This window comes from Staphylococcus sp. HMSC34G04 (assembly GCF_001838765.1).
GTDB classification, from domain to species: Bacteria; Bacillota; Bacilli; order Staphylococcales; family Staphylococcaceae; genus Staphylococcus; species Staphylococcus epidermidis.
Window position 1 is genome coordinate 306,481 of the sequence record NZ_KV838739.1, and the last position, 23,661, is coordinate 330,141.

At 32.0% G+C, this 23,661-nt stretch carries 22 protein-coding genes; 1 reads left to right on the top strand and 21 read right to left on the bottom strand.

Annotated features, from left to right (window positions below; genetic code table 11):
- Positions 1–52 precede the first annotated feature (52 nt).
- From HMPREF3241_RS08105 to cmk, 21 genes are all read right to left on the bottom strand, one after another.
- Positions 53–2,761, bottom strand: a complete 2,709-nt coding sequence (locus tag HMPREF3241_RS08105) for a helicase C-terminal domain-containing protein (RefSeq protein ID WP_070853585.1) — start codon at positions 2,759–2,761, stop codon at positions 53–55.
- Between the two features lie 24 nt (positions 2,762–2,785).
- On the bottom strand, positions 2,786–3,757 hold the full coding sequence (locus HMPREF3241_RS08110) for a biotin--[acetyl-CoA-carboxylase] ligase (protein WP_002446462.1): 972 nt from the start codon (positions 3,755–3,757) through the stop codon (positions 2,786–2,788).
- The gene (locus HMPREF3241_RS08115; protein WP_070853586.1) at positions 3,744–4,946 is read right to left on the bottom strand and encodes a CCA tRNA nucleotidyltransferase; all 1,203 of its coding nucleotides are present in this window, start codon (positions 4,944–4,946) and stop codon (positions 3,744–3,746) included. The genes HMPREF3241_RS08110 and HMPREF3241_RS08115 overlap by 14 nt, the downstream gene beginning before the upstream one ends.
- The gene (bshA, locus tag HMPREF3241_RS08120; protein WP_002489963.1) at positions 4,936–6,078 is read right to left on the bottom strand and encodes an N-acetyl-alpha-D-glucosaminyl L-malate synthase BshA; all 1,143 of its coding nucleotides are present in this window, start codon (positions 6,076–6,078) and stop codon (positions 4,936–4,938) included. The genes HMPREF3241_RS08115 and bshA overlap by 11 nt, the downstream gene beginning before the upstream one ends.
- A gap of 21 nt (positions 6,079–6,099) precedes the next feature.
- Complete coding sequence (locus tag HMPREF3241_RS08125) at positions 6,100–6,417, bottom strand: nucleotide pyrophosphohydrolase (RefSeq protein ID WP_002446465.1); 318 nt, start codon at positions 6,415–6,417, stop codon at positions 6,100–6,102.
- Between the two features lie 179 nt (positions 6,418–6,596).
- Positions 6,597–7,292, bottom strand: a complete 696-nt coding sequence (locus HMPREF3241_RS08130) for a zinc metallopeptidase (RefSeq protein ID WP_002446466.1) — start codon at positions 7,290–7,292, stop codon at positions 6,597–6,599.
- Between the two features lie 44 nt (positions 7,293–7,336).
- Entirely contained in the window at positions 7,337–7,930 is a 594-nt protein-coding gene (locus tag HMPREF3241_RS08135) for a DUF1405 domain-containing protein (protein ID WP_002446467.1), read from the bottom strand.
- A gap of 11 nt (positions 7,931–7,941) precedes the next feature.
- The gene (locus tag HMPREF3241_RS08140) at positions 7,942–8,505 is read right to left on the bottom strand and encodes a YpiB family protein (protein WP_002446468.1); all 564 of its coding nucleotides are present in this window, start codon (positions 8,503–8,505) and stop codon (positions 7,942–7,944) included.
- Between the two features lie 13 nt (positions 8,506–8,518).
- On the bottom strand, positions 8,519–9,763 hold the full coding sequence (locus HMPREF3241_RS08145; protein ID WP_002446469.1) for a tetratricopeptide repeat protein: 1,245 nt from the start codon (positions 9,761–9,763) through the stop codon (positions 8,519–8,521).
- A 3-nt stretch (positions 9,764–9,766) separates the two neighbouring features.
- Entirely contained in the window at positions 9,767–11,068 is a 1,302-nt protein-coding gene (aroA, locus tag HMPREF3241_RS08150; RefSeq protein ID WP_002475222.1) for a 3-phosphoshikimate 1-carboxyvinyltransferase, read from the bottom strand.
- Positions 11,069–11,077: 9 nt separating this feature from the next.
- Positions 11,078–12,142, bottom strand: coding sequence for a 3-dehydroquinate synthase (gene aroB, locus HMPREF3241_RS08155; protein ID WP_002446471.1), 1,065 nt, complete (start codon positions 12,140–12,142; stop codon positions 11,078–11,080).
- A gap of 27 nt (positions 12,143–12,169) precedes the next feature.
- Positions 12,170–13,336, bottom strand: coding sequence for a chorismate synthase (gene aroC / locus HMPREF3241_RS08160; protein WP_002446472.1), 1,167 nt, complete (start codon positions 13,334–13,336; stop codon positions 12,170–12,172).
- A gap of 479 nt (positions 13,337–13,815) precedes the next feature.
- A complete protein-coding gene (gene ndk, locus HMPREF3241_RS08165; RefSeq protein WP_002457686.1) occupies positions 13,816–14,265 on the bottom strand; it encodes a nucleoside-diphosphate kinase in 450 nt (149 codons plus the stop codon).
- Between the two features lie 139 nt (positions 14,266–14,404).
- Complete coding sequence (locus HMPREF3241_RS08170) at positions 14,405–15,364, bottom strand: polyprenyl synthetase family protein (RefSeq protein WP_002495743.1); 960 nt, start codon at positions 15,362–15,364, stop codon at positions 14,405–14,407.
- A gap of 1 nt (position 15,365) precedes the next feature.
- On the bottom strand, positions 15,366–16,091 hold the full coding sequence (locus HMPREF3241_RS08175; protein WP_002457688.1) for a demethylmenaquinone methyltransferase: 726 nt from the start codon (positions 16,089–16,091) through the stop codon (positions 15,366–15,368).
- Positions 16,092–16,096: 5 nt separating this feature from the next.
- Positions 16,097–16,663 carry a hypothetical protein gene (locus HMPREF3241_RS08180; RefSeq protein ID WP_002446476.1) on the bottom strand — a complete coding sequence of 189 codons (567 nt, stop codon included), beginning with the start codon at positions 16,661–16,663 and terminating at the stop codon, positions 16,097–16,099.
- Between the two features lie 475 nt (positions 16,664–17,138).
- On the bottom strand, positions 17,139–17,411 hold the full coding sequence (locus tag HMPREF3241_RS08185; RefSeq protein WP_001043863.1) for an HU family DNA-binding protein: 273 nt from the start codon (positions 17,409–17,411) through the stop codon (positions 17,139–17,141).
- A gap of 170 nt (positions 17,412–17,581) precedes the next feature.
- Positions 17,582–18,580 carry an NAD(P)H-dependent glycerol-3-phosphate dehydrogenase gene (locus HMPREF3241_RS08190; RefSeq protein ID WP_002446477.1) on the bottom strand — a complete coding sequence of 333 codons (999 nt, stop codon included), beginning with the start codon at positions 18,578–18,580 and terminating at the stop codon, positions 17,582–17,584.
- A 20-nt stretch (positions 18,581–18,600) separates the two neighbouring features.
- Positions 18,601–19,911 (bottom strand): ribosome biogenesis GTPase Der, encoded by a 1,311-nt coding sequence (gene der / locus HMPREF3241_RS08195; protein ID WP_002446478.1) that lies wholly within the window; start codon positions 19,909–19,911, stop codon positions 18,601–18,603.
- Between the two features lie 215 nt (positions 19,912–20,126).
- A complete protein-coding gene (rpsA, locus tag HMPREF3241_RS08200; RefSeq protein WP_002446479.1) occupies positions 20,127–21,305 on the bottom strand; it encodes a 30S ribosomal protein S1 in 1,179 nt (392 codons plus the stop codon).
- A 483-nt stretch (positions 21,306–21,788) separates the two neighbouring features.
- A complete protein-coding gene (gene cmk, locus HMPREF3241_RS08205; RefSeq protein ID WP_002446480.1) occupies positions 21,789–22,436 on the bottom strand; it encodes a (d)CMP kinase in 648 nt (215 codons plus the stop codon).
- 78 nt (positions 22,437–22,514) lie between these two features.
- Here cmk and HMPREF3241_RS08210 point away from each other — a divergent pair, with 78 nt between their 5' ends.
- Complete coding sequence (locus HMPREF3241_RS08210; RefSeq protein WP_002446481.1) at positions 22,515–23,483, top strand: asparaginase; 969 nt, start codon at positions 22,515–22,517, stop codon at positions 23,481–23,483.
- The last annotated feature ends 178 nt before the right edge of the window (positions 23,484–23,661 follow it).

A 23,661-nucleotide genomic window follows, 5' to 3' on the forward strand; every position in this document is an offset into this window, starting at 1 on the left:
AAGTTGAGTAACTGGAATCATACGATATGATTTATTATAGATTTCTAAAAAGCTAGCTTTTACTCTCATTATCAATAGACTTCTGTATTTGATTCAATAATTTATTAAACTGTTTAATGTTACCTTTTCGCTGTTTAAAATGTTCTAGTGATTGAGCAAAAAAGTTTTTATATGTGCTATTTATCAGTCGATCATCAAATGACACAATAAGTCCTTTGTCGTCTTCGTGTCGAATAAGACGTCCGAGACCTTGTCTAAACCTAGTCACAGCATCAGGTAATACATAATCTTTAAAAGTTGATGTGAATTCAGAGTCCATGAGCCAGTATTTAATATTATGTTTATTCATAAATGGTAATTTAGCTATCATTACACATTTAAGGCCATTGGCTTGAAAATCAAAACCTTCAAAAAATGTTGATGTTCCAAGAAGTATTGATTTATCAAAGTTATTAAACTGTTGAACAATTTTATAATTTTGGTTTTGCTGTTGGGTTAAAATGACATAATCTTCTAATTCAGGTAATTCATTTAACAAATCTTGAACCATATGCATCATTTTATAGCTTGTAAATAAGACAAGACATTTCGACTGTGTTACTGTAATGTATTCAACAATATAGTCAACAATTGAAGCTACATAATCGTCTAAATTTTTATAATTGTACGTTTCAACATCATTGGGCACAAAAACATTTGTATGGTTGGATGATGTTAAAGGTGTTGATATTTCAAATGTATTAAAGTCTATATCTTCATTAAACCAATTTTGGAATGCTTTAAATGAGTGATTGAAAGTTAATGTGCCAGATATAAATGTAAGAGACTTAAATTTTTCAAGTACTTGCTTCGTCAAGATATCCTTTACATCATAATCCTTGACTAAGAGTCGGATTGTTGATTTTTGTGCTAAATTTTTAATTGAAATAAAGCTTGTATGATGATCTTTTATACTTTGTTCGATAAGTTTAAATTTGTCATGTAAGTATAATAATTGTTTCCGTACAGACTTGATTGTTTTGTGATTCATTCCGTTAAATATTTCTATTGTTTTATTTAATTTATCTATGATTGAACGTAAATCTTTTAAAATCTCACTCGTTTCAAACTCATAAACGTAATGATACTTATGAATGTCATCATCATAAACGTCTGATGTTTGAATAATGTTATAAATTGTAGTGAATAGTTGCTCATTTAAATCATGTAACTCATTGATATTTATTTTTAAACCAAAAACGTCTATAGGTGCAATATCTAGTTTCTCTAAAATACGTTGTTGCTCAAGTTTGTCTACTGCTTTAAGTAGTTTTTCATTTTCATTTTTGCTAATAAGTCCTAATTGATATTTAACATCTGAATAATTTAAATCATTGGTAACTTGATTTAGCGCATAGTCAGGCAATCTATGTGCTTCATCGATGATGCAATCATCAAATAGTTGATATATAGTGTTTTCACTGTCTGAATGAATTAAGTGCGCATGATTAGTGATACCAATTTGTATGTTTTGAGCATTCCTTTTTATATAATTGTAATAATGGATATCATGACGAACTGGAACGTATGTTTCAATTTTTTGGTCAACATACATTTTTTGTCCACCTTTAAGATTTAATTCTTGTATGTCCCCAGTATTTGTTTCAGTTATCCAAATAAGTAACTGCATTTTAAGAATATTTACTTCATAATTACTTGTATCATCTTTAAGAATTTGGCTGATAAGACCAAGAGATATATAATCATTTTTACTTTTGATTAATGACGCGTTAATTTTAAAATCTAAAACATCATTGAGTAATGGTATGTCTTTTTCTAATAGCTGACTTTGTAATAATTTTGTATTTGTTGAAATCATTACATGACGACCGGTTTCAATATTATACATTGTTGCTGCAAGCAGATAAGCAAGAGACTTTCCACTACCTAAAGGTGCTTCAATCATTGCTTTATCACTATGCATCAACTGATCAAGTATAATTTCGGCTAGGTATAACTGTTGTGGCCGATATGTAAGATTTAAAGATTGAGTAACATTTTTATATAAATCTTTTAAGGTACCATCAAAATTGACAGCCGGTTTTTTTAAATCAATTTGTTTACGGTAAATAATTTGTTCAAATTGTTCAAATTGGTTGTTAGGCGGTTTAGTTTGATAATTTCTAACCATTTCAAACAAAATATGATAAAGATCATACTTGAGATTTTTACTTAAATAGTACAGTTGTTTTTGAGTATCTAAATGCAATTGCTCGAACTTCTCAAAAGCTTTAATCATCAATTTAGCAGTTGTTGTTGCATCTTCATCTGCTCTATGTGCATTATTTAACGGGATATGATGTGATTCAGCCAATGCGCTTAACTGGTAGCTTTTGTCTGTAGGGAATGCGATTTTAAACAATTCTAAAGTATCCATGACTCTTTTAGGTTTAAATTGAATATTACATTTTTCAAAAGCTTTTTTTATAAAATTAAGATCGAATGAGATATTATGTGCAACAAAAACACAGTCTTTGATAAGTTGATAAATGTCATCTGCGACCTCATTAAAATAAGGTGCCTGTACCAACATTTCTTCTTCTATAGAAGTTAAGGCTTGGATAAACGGTGGAATTTCTAAATCGGTACGTATCATTGAATGGTATGTATCAATGACTTGATTCTGACGTACAAATGTAATGCCAATTTGAATGATTTCATCATAATCCAGTTGATTTCCAGTTGTTTCTAAATCCACAACTGCAAATGTTGCTATTCCCATAATGTCCGCTCCTCATTTTTGTGTTTATAAATCTATATCTGCACTCATAAGTCGATGTAATTGACCTTCTTCATCTTTAACTATAAGGAATCCATCTGAATCAATATCTATGGCTTCCCCCAAAAATTGATGATCATTTTCAGTGAATTTAAGTTGACGATGCCATATATTAGTAGCGTGAATATATTCTTCTCGAATTGACTCAAAAGTTTGATGTAAAAATTGATCAAATCGATGTATAATTTGAGTTAATAATGTAGTTAAAAAAGTATATCTATTAATTTTACTATCGGAATGCATACGTATACTTGTTGCTTTATCTTTAATATCCTCATCAAAATCACTTTCAACATGATTCATATTTATACCTATACCACAAATTATTGCTTCTATTGCATCATAGTTAGCAACCATTTCAGTTAAAAATCCGCAAATTTTTTTATTACCAATATATATATCATTTGGCCATTTAATTGTTACACGTTCGTTCGAAAATTGTTGAATTGCATCTCTAATACCTAAAGCAATAAATAAATTAAATTTAGGTATCATAGAAAAAGGTACGTCAGGTCTTAGTACAAGTGACATCCACAACCCTTTTCCTTTAGATGATTCCCAATTACGATTGAATCTACCTCGACCTTCTGTTTGTTCATCGCTCAAGATTAAAAATGTATCATTATTTCCAACGAGTGCTCTCTTTGCTTTTAATTGTGTTGAATCTACAGTTTGATAAACTTCTAGATGATTAAAAAGACCAAGTTCATCAAGAATGGGTTTTACAATACCGCTATACCACTGATCAGGTAATGAATTCAGTTGATGACCTTTGTGGTTTATTGACTCGATATCACAACCATCTTCTTTTAATAGATCAATAACTTTTTTGACACCTGCCCTAGAAATATTGAGTTGATCGGCAATATATTGCCCTGATATGTAATTTGATTGATGTTCATACAACATTTTAATGACGTCTTGACTATATTTTGACATGTGCATCCACCCATTCTAATATTTCTTCTTTAGTATTGGCTATTTGATTTGATATGACTGCGATTTCTATTTCTCTAAGTGTATCTTTTAGCCATGGTCCTGAATTTTTATTCGTATGATTGAGTATATCTTTACCATTTATTGCCAATTCTTTTCTGCAATGGATAGGTAATTTTTTATTTGCTTCGCGAATACTTATTTCATTAATGATTAATTGATTGGCTGTTGTAAGCCCATTTTGTTTAAGCAAATGATGTAATGATAATAGGATTTCAATATCTTTTAAATTGTAATCATATACTAATGTTATTAAAGATTGCTTTGACTGTATCTTAGGCAATGTTTGGATGAGTGTAATCCATTTTTTGATAGTTGCTTTTTCTTGATTGCTAATTTTCAAGGAGCTTAATTGTACATCTTTTGGTTGTTGGACGATTAAGATTGCAATCCAAAGTTCAAATGTGATGGGCTCATCTATATGAAGATGAGACATCTCAAATGATTTGAAAAAAGGTATATAATTAAATGCTTTCATGTTTTGCATGACTTCAAAGCTTTGTTTAACATTGTTTCCCATGATAAGCTTTTTAAGCTCTACTACTACACGTTCAACGGATAAATATTGTATATCTGAAATATGAGAAGACATTGCTTGTAATGTGTCTGAATCAATTTGAAAATTAAGTTGTGATTGAAAACGTAATCCTCTAATAATACGAAGCGCGTCTTCTGAGAACCTTTCACTTGGTACACCAACAGTACGAATTACTCGATTTTTTATATCTTGTTGACCATTAAAATAATCATACAACTGGTAATTTAGATCCATTGCTATAGCATTCATTGTAAAATCTCTACGTTGAACATCTTGATATAAATCTCTTACAAAATACACTTCACTGGGCCTACGATGATTGATGTATTCATCTTCAGATCTAAATGTAGTGATTTCATAATTGTCATTTTGAAATACCACGTTGATCGTACCGTGTTCTTTACCCACTGGTATGGTTTTATCAAATATAGATTCTATTTCGTCAGGCATTGCACTGGTGGTAATATCAACATCATGTATAGGTCGTTGCATGATGTAATCACGTACTGATCCACCAACGAAATAAGCTTTAAAACCATTATTTTGAATCTTTTTTAAAATAGGTTTTGCTTGTTTAAATATCTCATGACTCATTGCTGTTCTCACCTTGTTCTAGCATCTTTCGATAATAGTTTTCATATTGGTCAGTAATTAAATCTGAACTAAATCTTGCTTCAATATCTTTTAGCATTTGGGATTGCATTTTTTGATATAATTCTGGATTTGATAAAAGTTTAATAGCATACTTTGCAGCTTGTGTACTATCTCCTATATCTACTATAAATCCAGTTTCTTCATGTCTGATGACCTCTTTAATACCACCTGCACGACTCCCTAAAGGTAAGACGCCTGTTTTCATTGCTTCTAAGAGAGTTAATCCAAAACTTTCTTTCTCACTTAAGAGTAATACTAAATCAGATAGTTGGTAGAATGCGCTTACGTCATTTTGTTTGCCTAAAAAGAGTACGTGTGCTTCCACATCGAGTTCTCGTGCTTTATGTCGCATATCGATTAATTCTGGGCCATCTCCTAAAAGTATCAACTTGGACGGTATACTCTCATGAACTTTTGCAAATGTCTCAATCACTGTATCAATGCGTTTTACTTTTCTGAAATTAGAAACATGTATCAGTACCTTTTCTTCAGAAGAGATACCATAACAATCTTTTAATTCTTCATTATGACGAGTTGGGAATTCATTTTCCCGTACAAAATTATATATAGGGATGATTTCCTTTTGAGTATTGATAATTTCATAAGTTTGCTGTGCTAGTGAATGACTAACACTTGTCACAATATCACTTTGTTCTATGCCAAATTTTATCGCGTTTTGTAAAGTATGGTCATAACCTAACACTGTTATATCAGTGCCATGTAGTGTTGTCATAATTTTGACGTCTTTACCTGACATTTGTTTAGCTAATATACCACATACAGCGTGAGGTACAGCATAATGCATATGCAATATGTCTAAATCATATTCTTGTATAACGTCAGAAATTTTTGTACTTAATGTAATATCGTATGGTGGATATTGGAATACGGCATATTGATTGACTTCAACTTGGTGGAACGTCATGTTAGGTAAAGGTTTGCGTATTCTAAAGGGTATATTTGAGGTAATAAAGTGAACTTCATGGCCACGTTCTGCCATTTTAATACCGAGTTCTGTAGCAATAATGCCAGAACCACCCATGGACGGGTAACATGTTATACCGATTTTCATTTGTGCCCATCCTTTCTTAAATTATTTTCTTTCAAAGCGATTTTTATCTCTTGTATTAAACTTATTCATCGTGTCATTAAAGCTTTCTGTCATATCTATGTTCAGAGAGTTTGCAATACACAGTAAAACAAATAAATTGTCTCCCAATTCAGCTTTAATTGTATTATCTTCTTCAGTATCTTTCTTTTTTTTCTCTCCAAAATGATGGTTTATTTCGCGTGCTAATTCTCCAACTTCTTCTGTCATTCTTGCAAGATTGGCAAGTGGAGAAAAATAACCAGTTTTAAACTGACTGATATAGTCATCAACTTCTTGTTGCATTTGCTCCATAGATTTCATATGAAAGTACTCCTTTATCGCTATTCTTATATAGTATATTACAAAATAAAGTGCCTTGCATTTCAAGTGCAATGTTTAATATGTATTAAAAGATAGGCTTTTGTCACGTATTCAAATAAAAAAGGTAACCATTACAAATCAATTGTAATGATTACCAGGAACTGCGTTGTTATATATGATTAATCACTTGATCTTGCAATTAATATAATACGAGCAAGTTCAGCTAACGCAACTGCAGTAGATGCCACATATGTCATTGCTGCTGCAGATAAAACTTTTTTCGCGTGTTTGTATTCTTTCTCATTAACGATATTTAAAGCCGTTATTTGTTTCATCGCTCTTGAACTAGCGTTAAACTCAACAGGTAATGTCACGATAGAGAATAAAACTGCAAGTGACATTAAACCAGCACCAACCCATAGAACTGTAGAGCCAAAGACACTACCGAGAGCTGTTAAAACAATACCTACCATAATAATAATGTAGCTTAAAGAACTACCAATATTAGCTAATGGTACTAATGCTGTTCTAAATCTTAATGGTGCGTAACCTTGCTGATGTTGAATTGCATGTCCTACTTCATGGGCTGCAATTGCAGTACCAGCAACTGATGGTCTATCGTAGTTTGCAGGAGATAAACAAACAACTTTTTTATTTGGGTCATAGTGATCAGTTAAGAAGCCTTCGCCTTTAACGACGTCAACATCGTAAATGCCATTAGAATGTAAAATTTCTTCAGCTACTTCACGACCAGTTTTACCACTTGTGGATCTCACTTGTGAGTATTTTTCATAATTAGATTTAACTTTATGTTGAGCCCACATTGGAATGACCATTAATATTACGAAATATATAATCATTGATATTAAAGACATTAAACTCACTCTCCTTTATTTTCATTTTACTGTCAAATTTATCTTTAATCAAATGTTTTAACTTTCAACCACTTTTGTAATTTTAAAAATAAAATATACGATATGATAGTGAGACTATAAGCCAACACCCCTACTTCAATTAAATGTTTGGCGATAAAATTATAGTATGGATATTGTCCGTATATGTAATCTATTACGTCATTGACAGTCACCCATATGAAAGTCATCAATCCAGCCAACTTAGATATTTTAAAACGAGGATAAAAATAGATAGCTTCTAACATCATAATTGCGTGAGATATGAGCAACATAAGTCCGTTTATAGCAACATCATTCATTTTTATGAACATCAAAATATTCATAATTACAGCCCAACTACCATATTTAAATAGAGTTATAAAAGCTAAAGCGTCAATCAGTGCATTACGCTTATTAAATAGTATGAGTAATAATGATAAACATAAAAATAATGTAGCAGTGGGACTATCTGGAACAAATAATTTAAAATAATTTGGCGTGTTAGCTAATTGACTACTATACCAATGATAACCGTATATCGTACCAAATATATTGCAAACTAAAATAAAAGAAATCAACCATTTTTGATAAAGTGAAGTTTCCCAAAGCCATTGATTCATCTTAGTATGGGCTACCTATCATTTAAAGTTGATTGAATATCTTTTGATTTTAACACATTAAGAATTTGTGTGAGTTGATAAAAATAATCAGGTTCATTCATTTGTAAACTTAAATCAATATTGTTTTGTAAGGTTTGAATAATAGTTGTTTGTTTTCTTTTATCCATAGAAATTGAATACAAGTCTTGTACATAAGATGAATAACTAGGTGAATGAATGAGCTGCATTAATATTAAATCATCTAAGCGAGGTTCTCGCGCGTGACAATGAGCAAAATGTATTTGTATATCTAATCTTAATGTATGATTTGCAATATAATTAAAAATTTGATTTGTATTAATATAAGCTTTATTATCCTTGCTCAATTGAATTGCAGAAGCAGTTGTATCCACTTCTGCAATTTCTAAAGTATAATGATTATTGATTTTACTATTTACGAAATGTACATTATTTAGCTTATCTTGATTTGCCTTTAAATAATTTAATACCCACACAGTAATTCTTGATTTAAAACGATAGTTAAACAGAATATATTCTATAAAATTTTGTTTGATACGAATAAGAGAATCATTCATTTAAGTCACCAACTTACATTTGCAATCTCATTGACTCATCATGCCAATTTTCATTGCTGGGATCAATTTCTAATAATTGATTTAAAATCAAAAGTGCTTTTTCTTTTTGACCAATTTCTAATAAATAGAAGTAATAATCGCTTAAAAATTCAACTTGGGTTTGTAATGTTGGATATGCTAATTCAAAGAAATGTTGCGCTTCTTTATCTCGTTCTTCTTGACCGTATGCATATGCTAAATGCCACATGAAAATAGGATCTAAATCTTCTTCGTCTACATAAGTCAACAATTGTATAATTGATTCATAGTCTTCTTCATTACGATATAAATCACTTAAAATCAACAATGGTTCATGATATGCATTATCGACCTCTAAGGCTTGTTTTAACAATTCTACACCTTCATTTGCATCTCCATGCTCTATTTCTAAGCTACCTGTAGAAACCATTAATTCTTTGTAAAATTGACTTAAACGTAATCCTTCCTTACCAGTTTCTATAGCATCAGGATAATTTTTTTCATTTTCAAATAGAGATTGAAGATAAAAATATCCTTGTATAAAATCAGGATCTTTTGAAAGTAATGTTTGCATAATTTTAATTGCTTCTTGCGTTAAATCGTTTTTTTCATAGGCAATTGATTTTTTAAAGTAATCTTCAGAATTCATCTCTTCTTCATTAATTTCATCAAATAAGCTAATAGCATCTGAATAATTACCACTTTGTAAACTACAATCTGCCATTCGCGAGAAAAGATTTACTCCATTCACTTCATATTCACCTGTTTCCAATACTGTTTCATACTCTCTTGTAGCTCGTAAGTATTGCCCATCGTAGTATAATAGCTCTGCTAAGGCGAAGTGAATAATTGGATCATTAGGTTCAAGATCTAATGCTTCTTGCAATTTGTCAATTGCTACTTCTAACATATTAATTTGTTGATATAAATCGGCTTCAAGCATCAACTTTTCGGTAGATGGTTCTACTTGTGCTAAATATTCAAGTGCTTCGTCAGTTTGATTTTCAGACATGAGACCTTCGATAAAGTAAATGAGTAATTCACTTTCATCTGGGTATTTATGATATAACGTTCTAAAAACTTCTAACCCTTGAGGTGTAAGACCGAAATTATATAAAGTTTCACCAAGTATAAATAGCGCATCATCATTGTTTGAACTCAATGCCTCATTTACTCGAGAATCTAAGTTTTCTATTTTTTGTAGATTGATATCGTCTATAAGTTTATAGATATCTTCCATTTTTTATTTTCCCTCATTTTCTAAAAGCTTTAGTTTAGGTAAAAAACCTGGGAAGGAAACATTAACAGCGTCAAATTGCTCTATTTTGAGTGGTTCTGAACTAAGTAGTGAAGCTACAGCTAACATCATTCCTATGCGATGATCTGTTTGACTATCTACAGTTGCATTTGATCTAAACTCTGATGGATGTATAATAAGTCCATCATGTGTGGGTTGTAAATTAAAACCAAGTAAATTTAGCATGTCTGCAGTAGTATCTATACGATTTGTTTCCTTCACTTTTAATTCTTCTGCGTCTTTGATAATACAAGAATTTGAAGCTTGTGTGCAAAGTAATGCAATAACTGGCAATTCATCGATAGCTCTTGGAACTAAGTCGCCTTTAATTGTAACAGCATTCAAGTTCGGTGTATATGTTACATGTATTGATGCAGTTGGTTCTGCACCTTTGCTTACATTACTTAATTCAATGTTTCCTCCCATTTGTTTAACGATATCTATGATACCTGAACGAGTGGGATTAATGCCAACATTATGAATTGTAATGTCACTACCGGGCGTAATTAGAGCTGCGACTATGAAAAATGCAGCAGATGAGATATCGCCTGGAACATGAAAGTCTCTAGGCTGTATATGTTCAATTGCATAAGGTAAGGTTTGGATTGTCTTACCTTGAATTGATATAGGAATATTAAAGTGTGCAAACAATGTTTCTGTATGATTTCTACTAACATCAATTTCTGTGAGTGTCGTTGCTTCTTTTGAAAATAGGCTAGCAAGTAAAATAGCACTTTTAACTTGTGCACTTGCAACCTCCATTTGATAATTTATACCTTTAATGGTTGAAGGCTTAATAATAAGCGGTGTGTAATTATTATCAATTCCAGATATATTAGCGTTCATTTTCAGAAGAGGTTTCATCACTCTATCCATGGGTCTTTTGCCTATAGATACATCACCAGATAACACACTTTCAATACCTAATCCGCTTAAAAGACCAGCAAGTAATCGTGTAGTAGTACCAGAATTACCAGTATAGAGAACTTGGTGTGGCGTTGTGAAATTTTGATATCCTGGTGAATTGATTATGATAGAATTGTCCTGCTCTTCAATTGTTACACCCAATTGTTTAAAGATATCCATAGTACGTCGACAATCTTCTCCCAATAATGGTTCATAAATGGTTGATATACCTTTAGCTAATGAAGCTAACATAATAGCGCGGTGTGTCATCGATTTATCACCAGGTACTTCTATTTCACCTTTGAGTGGTCCATTAATATTAATTATTTCACTGTTATTCATTTGATTCACCTACTTAAAATAAGATTGTAATTCCTCGAAAGCTGATAAAAGCGTATCCTTATCAACATGAGTGACAACTGGTTTACCTAAATTTTTAAGTAAGACCATTTGAATACCATTGTAATCATTTTTTTTATCTAGAAGCATAAAATGGTATGTATCTTCAAAATGAAGTTGTTTGATGATAGATAATGGATATTTAAGTTTTTTCATATAATTAATATAGTGTTGAATGTTATAATTTGACTCGAATAAGTGATTCGCAACAATAAATTGATAAAGAATACCAATCATAACTGCATGACCATGAGGAATTTTATGCTCATATTCAATTGCATGACCAAATGTATGACCAAGATTAAGAAACTTTCTTTTACCTTTTTCTTTCTCATCTTCAACAACAATATTTAGTTTTGTTTTTATACCCTCAAATAAATAATGATCTAGATTTTTTAACGCTTGTAAATTTTTATTTGAGGTAAAATTAGATTCGATATTTTTTGTTGAATCCTCGCCGTTTAATAAAGCGTGCTTATAGACCTCAGCATACCCACTTAGTATTTCAGAATATGGTAGAGTTTCTAAAAAATCTAAATCATAAATGACAGCTTTGGGTCGATAAAAAGCACCAATTAAATTTTTACCATGCTCAGAATTAATTCCAACTTTACCACCTACACTTGAATCGTGGGCTAAAATAGTTGTCGGTACTTGGACAAATGATACGCCTCTAAGTAAAGTTGCAGCAATAAACCCTGCGAAATCTCCTGTAGCACCACCACCAATGGCAACAATACACGTTTGACGTGTTAATTGATGGCTTAGTAAATATTCAATAGTACGATGATAATGTTCGAATGATTTTGACGTTTCTCCAGAAGGGATTACGATACATTTAGCATCAAGTTTTTGAGCCAAAGCTTCAAGTTTATCTACAAATAAATTATAGACTTGCTTATCGATAATGAAAAATCGTTGTTCTTCATTTTTAATGTATTTTTCTAAAGAGTTAATTGCGTGATGTTCAACGATAATGGGATAATTATCACTTGCATATGATGTTTTAAGTTCCATGCTTTCACCTCAATCATTCTAGGGTAATTAAAATTCTATATTGAGTTGTCGACGCTCTTTAATTTGTGCTATGAGTTGGTCCATGTGGTTAGATTGAAACTCTTCGAGTACTGCTTTTGCTAATTCAAAAGCGACAACGTGTTCACATACTACGCTAGCTGCGGGCACTGCACAACTATCTGAGCGTTCAATAGTAGCTTTGAAGTCTTCTTTACTGTTAATATCAACTGAGTTTAGTGGCTTATATAAAGTAGGGATAGGCTTCATCACACCATTAACAATGATAGGCATCCCATTACTCATGCCTCCTTCAAATCCACCTAAGTGATTTGTAGCTCTAAAATAGCCTAAATCTTGATTATAATGAATTTCATCTTGAATTTCGCTACCAGGTTTTTCAGCTGCTTTAAATCCTTCACCAAAACTTACACCTTTGAATGCGTTGATACTCACAACACCCTGTGCAATGCGTCCATCTAATTTACGGTCATAATGTACATAACTTCCCACACCAATAGGCATGTTTTCAGCCATTACTTGAACTACGCCTCCGATTGAATCTCCGTCTTTTTTCGCTTCATCTATTTTATCTCTCATTTGTTGCGCAATATTTTCGTCAACTACACGTACATCATTTTTATCTACATTATTTTTGAACATATCTACATCATATAAACCTTTGTCTTTAATACCACCAATTTCGACTACACGGCTGTATAAGTGGATATCTAATTGTTCTAAAAGAATTTTTGAAACAGCACCCACAGCAACTCTTGCTGCTGTTTCTCTAGCAGATGAACGCTCGAGCACATTTCTTAAATCACGATGATTATATTTCATACCGCCTACAAGATCAGCATGGCCTGGTCTAGGTTTTGTAATGGTACGTTTCATATTTTCTCTTTCTTCATCGCTAATTGGTGCGACGCCCATTATTTTTCTCCAATGAGTGAAATCGTCGTTAGTAACTACTAAAGTTATTGGACTTCCCAAAGAAAAGCCATTTCTGACGCCTGACACAATTTCTATAGTATCTTTTTCAATTTGCATACGACGACCCCGACCATATCCCCCTTGACGTTTAAACATTTCCTTATTAATATCTTCAGCCGTAATTTCTAAATTAGCTGGAACACCTTCAATGATGACTGTAAGTTGTGGTCCATGTGATTCACCGGATGTGAGGTATCTCATGATCGCACGCCCCTTTCTATTCTTCAATACATTAAATTGTAATATGTTTAATATATTATCATATTCAATCAAACAACATAAGTCAGTTAGATAAACAAGAAGATTTTTATTTTAGCAGTTATAAATATTTTAGAAAGAATAGCACCAAGATGATTGTTATTCGTAGTGACATTATACAAATTAAAAATTAGTCTACTGAAAAAATCAAAAGAGCTAAATCATTAGATACATGAATGAAATACTAAAAATACGTCATTACTTAATAATGAATACTCAATTGTCAAAAGATAAAAATTGCTACATAATCGAACATTTTATGCTGTTACATCGTTTAATCCCTAGATAGAAATTTAAATAGACTAATTCAATAATTATTATTTTAAACAAATGGCATTTGGTTAATCAAAAAAATGCCTGAGACACAAATGTGCGTCACAGACATTAACGGATAAAATGAATTTCATTATTTGATATTTTTATTACTCGTATAACCAATCTTCTCTAGGTTCTTTATAATCAGCAATTTCACTACTTGTAAACCATAATTTAACTTCACGTTGTGCTGATTCTGTTGAATCCGAACCATGTATAATATTACGACCTAGATTTAAACCATAGTCGCCTCGAATTGTACCAGGAGCTGCTTCACTTGGATTTGTACTTCCAATAATTTTACGAGATACAGCTACAGCATTTTCACCTTCTACTACCATAGCAAAAACGGGTGCAGAAGTAATGAATGAAATTAACTTGTCGTAGAACGGTTTTCCTTTATGTTCACTATAATGTTTTTCAGCTAGTTCCATAGGCACTTGCATAAACTTACCGCCAACAAGCTTAAGACCTTTCTTTTCAATGCGAGATATAATCTCACCAATTAAATTTCTTTGGACAGCGTCCGGTTTAATCATCAAAAATGTGCGTTCCACTTCGTGTGTCCCCCTGTGCATGTGTTTCATTCATTTTTATAAGTATGTAAAAAACTTAAAACATTGCAAGCTATAAAAATATCCTGCTACTTAGTATGGTAACAGGATAATGAAGCGCTTTCAACTTTTGTCACAAAACTTACTTATTTCGACTTCCCATTTTTTTAATAAGCTTTCTAAATAGTTCTTTATTAGGACCATCCTCTAATTCATCGATTAAATTGATTGCTTTATTTAAATATTTTTCACTTATTTGTTTTGACTGTTCTATGCTTTCGGACTGTCTAATTATTGTTATACAAGTTTCGAAAGCATGTTGAGGACTGTCAGGATTAAGTTGTGAAACTTTATCTTTAAAAGTCTTATTTTTTCGCATTTCTAATAGTACAGGTAATGTAATATGACCATTCATAAGATCACTACCAACCGGTTTACCAAGTTTCTTTTCAGAACTGGTAAAATCTAGCACATCATCTATAATTTGGAAACTCATACCTATATAATGTCCGATCATTTTTAATTTACGAATAACGTCATTTGACGCATTAGAAGTAATCGCACCAACTTGTGTAGACAGTTGAATAAGAAGTGCTGTTTTACGGTTGATACGACGTAAATAATTAGTAATTGTTTGATTGCTATTAAATTGATCTTGAAATTGGAATAGTTCTCCTCTACACACATCAACAATTGATTTAGAAATGGTCGTATGGACACGAGTATCACTGATTTCAGATAGATACTTGAGTCCCATAGCAAGTAAGAAATTTCCAGTTAAAATAGCTGTACTTTGGTCCCATTTTTTTGAAATAGTGAGTCGGCCTCTACGTTTATCACTTTTATCTATCACATCATCGTGGACTAAGGTAGCCATGTGAATTAATTCTAAAGCTACTGCTACACGATACGTGTCTTCTGAAGGTTTGTTGTTAGAGCCAAATTGACCACTTAAAATAACAAAAGCGGGTCTAACTCTTTTTCCACCTGAAGATAGTAAATGGAATGAGGCATCTTGTAATGTTTGATCAGAACTTATAATTGCTTCTTCAAGTCGCTTTTCTACTTTCTTTATTTCGTTGTTAATGTTTAACTTTGCCACGTTAATCACCTTTGCTAGAACTGTTTTCTTTATAGCCAAGGTGCATTGCAGCAACGCCACCTGTAAAGCTACGTACAATGATATCGTTAAAACCTGCTTCAAAGAATAGGCCTTTCAATGTTTGTTTGTCAGGAAAATTAAATGTTGATTGTTGCAACCACTCATATTCCTCTTTAGACTTAGCAAACATCTTACCGAAAATTGGCATCACAAATTTAAAGTATAAACTATAGATTTGTTTGAATAATGGCAATGTCGGTTGGCTTGTTTCAAGACATACCACCATGCCTCCTGGTTTTAAAACTCGATGCATTTCTTTGAGTGCTGACAAATAATCCGGTACATTGCGTAAGCCAAAACCAATAGTAACATAATCAAATGAGTTATCATCAAATGGTAAATTCATAGCATCACCATGAACAAGCTGGATATTGTCCAATGAAGCAGTTTTCTGTTTACCTACCTCAAGCATATTTTCACTAAAATCAAGACCAGTTACTTGACCTTTTGAGCCTACTGCTTCGCTTAATGCAATAGTCCAATCAGCGGTACCACAACACACATCTAAAGCTTTACTACCTTTTTGTACATTCATAGTACTCATAACATGTTTTCTCCATACTTTATGTTGTTCGAAACTTATGATGTTGTTGAGTCGATCGTATTTTTGAGAAATATTTTGGAATACTGTATGAACTTGTTCTTTTTTAGCTTGATTTTCAGCCATTTTCATTACCTCTTCTTTTTATAACTTTTGCTAATTTCTTGAATATATTTATCTATTTCATGTCTGTTAAACTTACCCAGATACTCAGGATGGTAATCTTTATATTTAGAAGTCAATTCAGTGAATAATTTGATTTTATCAACAGAACTTCCAAAATGGTTAATTGTAAGATATGGAAATAGTATTTCGATATCTAGAATCGCATCTTTCAATTCTTCATCAGTGAGATCATTTTGATTAATTGATGATTTATCCTCATTGATTTTAACAATGGCCTTGCTCATTGTAAGTTGAAAAGTGGAATCTTGAATATTTGCTAATAGAGTATAGAAATGAGCACTTAATAGGTCCCCTATTAATATTGCTTTCTTAGATAGATGATTATCACCGATAGCATCCAAATGACGCATAGATGTATCAATTGTGAGGCAAGCAATCTTAGCTTCATCTGGGATAGAGTACATATCTAATAATTGACTTAAAGAGCTATTGATTTCAATAGACTCATACTCATTAATGCCCTTAAGCAGTTGTTCTACATGTTTGTTCAGTTTGCTTATTGTCGTTTCCATGTTCACACCTCACGATATTATCATTAACAATATTAACATTATATGTAAAAAAATAAAATCTATTGGATTAAGTCTTTTAAAATAAATAGTTATTCTATGCAAGTGGCTTGCGATTTTAGGAATAAAACTCATTTTACCAAAGATCTAGTAATTACTAATATGATAATAATTACTAGATGGCTTTATATAAATTTTTTAACTAGATGATTACTAGCTAGTATAGCTAGATAAACGAGCTTAATTAAATAGTAAATGAGTATATCAACCCAAACTCATTCCTAAATATATATGTAATTGATTGAAATGACGTAATTTATCAAATTTTAAGACTAAGACAGTCGATAATATAAATATTTTTAATATTGATACAAGTTATGAAGTGTTGAATCTACTTAAAAATAAAATATATAGAGTGATAGACCATTGATCTATAAGTTAAAAAGAAAAAGCCCTCAAAGGGGCTTTTTTAAGTAAATTATTTTACAGCATCTTTTAATGCTTTACCAGCTTTAAATGCTGGTACTTTACTTGCAGGGATGTCAATTTCTTTACCTGTTTGAGGGTTACGACCTTTACGAGCAGCGCGTTCACGTACTTCAAAGTTACCGAAACCGATTAATTGTACTTTTTCACCTTTAGCAAGTGAGTTTTGGATAGATTCAAATACAGCATCTACTGCTGAACCAGCTTCTTTTTTAGTTAAGTCAGCTTGTTCTGCAACTGCATTGATTAAATCAGTTTTATTCATTATGAATTCACCTCCTGAGGTTTTATAATGATATTCATTATATCATTATGTTTTGACTTTAACACAAGGGTTACTGTCATCGCAACGATTTATGCAATAGAAACGTTGGTTTTATGCGATTTATGACGAATTTTTTTAATATTCGCTCATAAAAAGTAATATTACACTATCTATTCTGCTTTTTTGTCTCTTTCCATAAGTGTTCTGACACTTTTACTTACAGGAACATCTTCAAATAAAACTTCATATAGTGCGTTGGTGATAGGCATTTCTACTCCTTCTTGTTGAGCAAGATGATATACTGACTTAGTTGTATAAATACCTTCAACTACCATTTTCATCTCTTTTAAAGCTTCTTCTGCTGTTTTGCCTTGCCCTAATTTAAATCCAAGTGTGTAATTTCGTGAATGTGTGGACGTACAAGTTACGATCAAGTCACCTATGCCACCTAGACCTAAGAAAGTCATTGGATCTGCTCCAAGTTTCTCACCAAGTCGACTGATTTCGGCTAAACCTCGTGTCATTAAAGCAGCCTTGGCATTATCACCGTAACCCATGCCGGCAACGATACCACTAGCTATAGCTATAATATTTTTTAAAGCACCACCTAGTTCTACACCTACTAAATCATTATTTGTGTAAACACGTAAATAGTCGTTCATAAATAAATCTTGAATAAGTTTGCTCACATTATTATCTTTAGATGATGCAGCTACAGTTGTAGGTTGTTTGATAACAACTTCTTCAGCATGACTTGGACCTGATAAGACACCGATTCCTCCATTATGTTCTGGCAAGATAGAATCCTCAATCATTTCAGATACGCGCTTAAATGTACCGTTTTCAATGCCTTTAGCAACATGAATAAAAGTCTTTTTAGATGTGAGTAATTGATCGATATCTTTTGATACTTCTCTTATTGCTTTTGTAGGTAGAGCCATAAGATAGATATCTGAAAATTGCACTGCGCTATTTAAATCTGCAGTTGCTTTTATAGATGAATCTAATTTAGCATCTTTAAGATAACTTTTGTTCATATGATGTGTGTTAAGTTCATCTACATTCTCTACATTTTTGCCCCACATTAAAACATCATGACCATTTTGAGCTAATACATTAGCTAATGCAGTACCAAAACTACCCATACCAAAAACTGTAATTTTTCTCATTATTGAATTCCCCTTTGTTTTTAATTTCTTTTTCTTGGAATAATATGAATAGGTGTTCCTTCAAAACCAAAAGCATTACGTATTTGGTTTTCTAAATATCTCCTATAAGAAAAATGCATTAATTCGACATCATTAACAAATACTACAAATGTCGGTGGTTCAATTGCAACCTGAGTTGTATAGAATACGTTAAGTCTTCTACCTTTGTCAGTAGGTGTTGGATTCATTGAGATGGCATCAGTAACAACTTCATTAAGTGTCGAACTTTGGACACGCTTTTTATGATTTTCACTGGCTTGATTGATATAAGGGAATAATGTTTTTAATCTTAGCCCTTCTTTTGCTGATACGAACGCAATTTGAGCATAATCTAAAAATTGAAATTCATTTCTAATATCATCAGTGAATTTTTTCATTGTCTTACTATCTTTTTCGACTGTATCCCATTTATTTACTACAATAACAATAGCTTTACCTTCCTCATGTGCATAGCCAGCTACACGTTTATCTTGTTCAATTATACCTTGTTCAGCATCAATAACTACTAATACTACTTCTGAACGCTCAATCGCTTTTAATGCACGTAATACAGAATATTTTTCAGTCGATTCATACACCTTACCCTTTTTTCTCATTCCAGCAGTATCAATCAATACATAATCTTGTCCATCATAAGAGTATTCGGTATCAATGGCATCTCGAGTTGTACCAGCAACATTAGACACAATAACACGTTCTTCGCCTAAAATAGCATTGACCAAGCTAGATTTACCAACATTAGGTCTACCTATGATGGAAAGACGTATCGTATCTTCGTCATAAGGATCTTCTGATTCTTTATTAAAGTTTTCAACGACAGCATCTAGTAAATCCCCAAGTCCTAATCCATGTGAACCAGAAATAGGATATGGATCTCCAAAGCCTAAAGAATAGAAATCATAGATATCATTTCGCATTTCAAGATTATCAACTTTATTCACAGCTAATACAACAGGTTTCTTAGATTTATAAAGCATTTGTGCGACCATTTCATCACTTTGTGTAAGTCCTTCTCTAACATTGACCATAAAAATGATGACATCTGCTTCTTCAATTGCTATTTCTGCCTGTGCACGGATTTGAGTTTGAAAAGGAGCATCTCCAATTTCAATACCACCTGTATCAATGATGTTAAATTCATGAGTCAACCACTCGCCAGATGAATAAATACGATCACGAGTAACGCCTGGTGTATCTTCTACGATAGAAACACGTTCGCCGACAACTCTATTAAAAATTGTAGATTTCCCTACGTTTGGTTTTCCTACAATTGCTACTATCGGTTTAGTCATAGGATAAACTTCCTCTCTTTTTTAATCTACATAATTTTATCATAAGAGCAGATTTATTCAAAACTTGAATATGTTTATTTTACATGTTCGAAAAGATATATTTTGTACAGTATATCGTTTAAAAAAAGACTCCAATTATTACACGTAAATTTGATTTTAAGTTTACGCGTAAATTGGAGTCATTATATTTTATATCGCAAATGATTTTAGTTTAATTAAAATTTAAGATCTTTAAATTTGTCACCAAAAACGTCGCCTAATGTTGGTTTATCTTCATCATTATCATCTTCAAGATATGATTGAGTTGTGGATGCGTCACTTTCAATGACATTCTCTTTTGGTAATGTTGCTTTGATTGATAATGAAATTCTTTCATTATCTTCATCGATACCTAATATTTTTACATTAACTTGTTGTCCGGGTTCTAATACTTCGTTAGGAGAACCGATATGTTTATGATCGATTTCAGAAATATGCACTAAACCTTGGACGGATGGAGCAATTTCTACGAATGCGCCAAAGTTCGCCAAACGTACTACAGTACCTTCAATAACATCATCTTCGTGAAATTTCCCTTTAATGTTTTCAAATGGTGTTGGTAAAGTGTCTTTAATAGATAAAGAAATACGTTCAGAATCTTTTTCTACAGATTTAACTTTAACTTTGACTGCTTCACCGACTGACACAACTTCTTCTGGTGTTTGAACATGTTCATGAGATAATTCAGATACATGAACTAAACCATCTACACCACCAATATCAATGAAAGCACCAAAGTTAGTTAATCGAGCAACTTTACCATCAATAACATCGCCTTCATTTAAAGAATCTAATATTGAAGCTTTTTTAGCATCGTTTTCTAACTGTTCCACAGCTTTACGGCTTAAAATGACTCTATTATTTTCAGGATCAAGTTCCTCCACTTTAATACGGATTGTTTGACCATCGAATACAGAAAAGTCTTCAATGAAATCAGTTGAAATTAGAGAAGCAGGTACAAACCCTCTTTGACCAACGTCAACGACTAAACCACCTTTAACTACTTCAGTAACTTCAGCTTCAATCACTTCATCGTTATTTAGTTTTTCTTGTAAATATTCATAAGATTTTTCAGTTTCAAGTTGTCTTTTTGATAAAATGTATGCCCCAGTATCGTTTTCTTCATCGAACTCGATTTTAGTGACGTACGCTTCAACTTCATCACCGACTTTTACAACTTCACTAGGGTTTTCGATATGATGTGTAGAAAGCTGGCTAATAGGAATAATTCCATTAAATTTGCCACCATTAATATGCACAACAACTTGTTTATCCTCTACTTGTTGAACTTCACCAGTGACTTTGTCACCTTCTTTAATATCATTAATCATTGATTCATTGAATTCTTCAGTCATCTTGTATGCCTCCTTATACACTACATAATTATAACATCTTATAAACAAGTAAAATTGTCAAGAGATACCACTTTATATGAATAGGTTGCATCTATCTTTAATTTATAACAAAAGTTTAACAGAGCACCTAGTTAAGTGATGGTCAATTTAGTTTGTAGTATATTTAATAACATTGTTATTTTTATTGTAACATAAATTTCATGGCAATTAATCCTAAGCTCATAATAATATGAGGAATAAAATTGAAAAAGATATATCAGAATTGGTAATAAACATTGTATTACTACTCTATCGAGGAGACTTGGTTAAAAATAAGATTATTTACATAGTTCTCAATGGTCAAAAATAAAAGCCAGAGACAGAGCGTCCGTGGCTTTTGAATAAATCAACACTAATAATTTTAATATGTTCTAGTCATTGATTATAAATTCTACTACACTTAAATGTTTACAATAAACAATATTAGGATTTTAATTTTAACATTTAAAGTAGAGACAATATTTCATTTGTTACCTCTTCTATAGATTTACCAGTAGTATCAAGTGTAATAGCATCTTCGGCTTTTTGTAATGGCGAAATTTCACGATTCATATCATAGTGATCTCGTGCTTCAATTTCGTCTTTTAATTGTTCTAAATTTGATTCAATGCCACGTTGTTCATTCTCTTTTTGTCGTCGTTCAGCGCGTTCAGCAACAGATGCAATCATATAAACTTTTAATTCGGCATCTGGTAATACAACTGTACCAATATCTCGGCCATCCATAACGATACCTTTTTTAGCAGCTAATTCTTTTTGTATTTTCACTGCAAAGGAACGCACTGGTTCTTTAGAAGCAACATAAGATACGTGATGTGTTACATCATTTTCTCTTAAATAATCAGTGACGTCTTGATTGTCTAGTATGATTCTTTGCCCTTTTGCTTCATCATAAGTAAGCTCAAGTTTAGTGTTATTAATTAGATAATCAAAATTTTCGGGTTTGCCATTTTGTAAATATTTATATGTAATGGCACGATACATTGCTCCTGTATCAACATATATCATAGATAGACGACTGGCTACATGTTTAGCAATAGTACTCTTACCTGCAGCAGCTGGGCCATCTAGTGCAATATTAATTGAACTCATTATTTGATAACCTTCCTTGTTGTTTTATAGATATTATTTTATCATAAAAAAGTAAAGAATAAATAGGAGGAATACGTAATGAAACGTCTACTTGTCATACACACTGGTGGCACAATAAGTATGTCACAAGATCAAACTAATAAAGTGATAACGAATGAAGAAAATCCAATATCTCAACATCAAAATATCATTGGTCAATATGCAAAAGTTGACGAAATCAATCTTCTAAATATACCCTCGCCGCATATGACAATTTCGAATGTTGTGCGATTAAGAGACGAAATCATTACATATTCTAAAGAAAATATATATGATGGATTTGTTATTACTCATGGAACAGATACACTTGAGGAAACAGCTTTTTTAATAGATTTATTAATTGATATTCAAGAGCCCATAGTAATTACTGGAGCAATGAGATCATCCAATGAAATTGGTTCCGATGGTCTCTATAATTTTATTTCTGCTATAAGGGTTGCTACTTCATTTGAGGCTAATCATAAAGGTGTAATGGTTGTATTTAATGATGAGATTCATACTGCTCGTAATGTGACAAAGACACATACTTCGAATATAAATACATTTCAAAGTCCTAATCAGGGGCCTCTAGGTGTACTTACCAAGAATCGAGTACAATTTTATCATCATCCCTACAGACAAACTACCTATCAATATATCGATGTAAATTTACGTGTTCCACTTGTAAAAGCATACATGGGTATGGAAGATGATGTACTATCATTTTATGCACAACAGCACGTTGATGGTATAGTCATCGAAGCACTAGGACAAGGTAATCTTCCAAAAAGTTGTCTTAATGGACTACAGCAATGTCTAAAGAATAAGATTCCTCTAGTTCTCGTATCTAGATCATTCAATGGCATTGTTAGTCCTGTATATGCTTATGAAGGTGGTGGCGCAGATTTAAAAAATAATGATGTTATTTTTTCGAATGGTTTAAATGGACCAAAGGCAAGGCTAAAATTACTAGTTGGTTTGAGTCAGGATATGACTCATAATCAATTAGAGCGATATTTCGAAGAGTAATTAAAAAGAGTGGGACAAAAATTCGTATCGAGTTCATTGTCACACTCCGATTTCTATTAGTTGCGTGCATTGTCTATGAAATTTCTTTAGTGCAATTATACTCTAATTAAGGCTTACCTATCATTAATATGTGCATTTTAATTGAGTCATTGATTACCAATACATTAAGAAAGCTTGG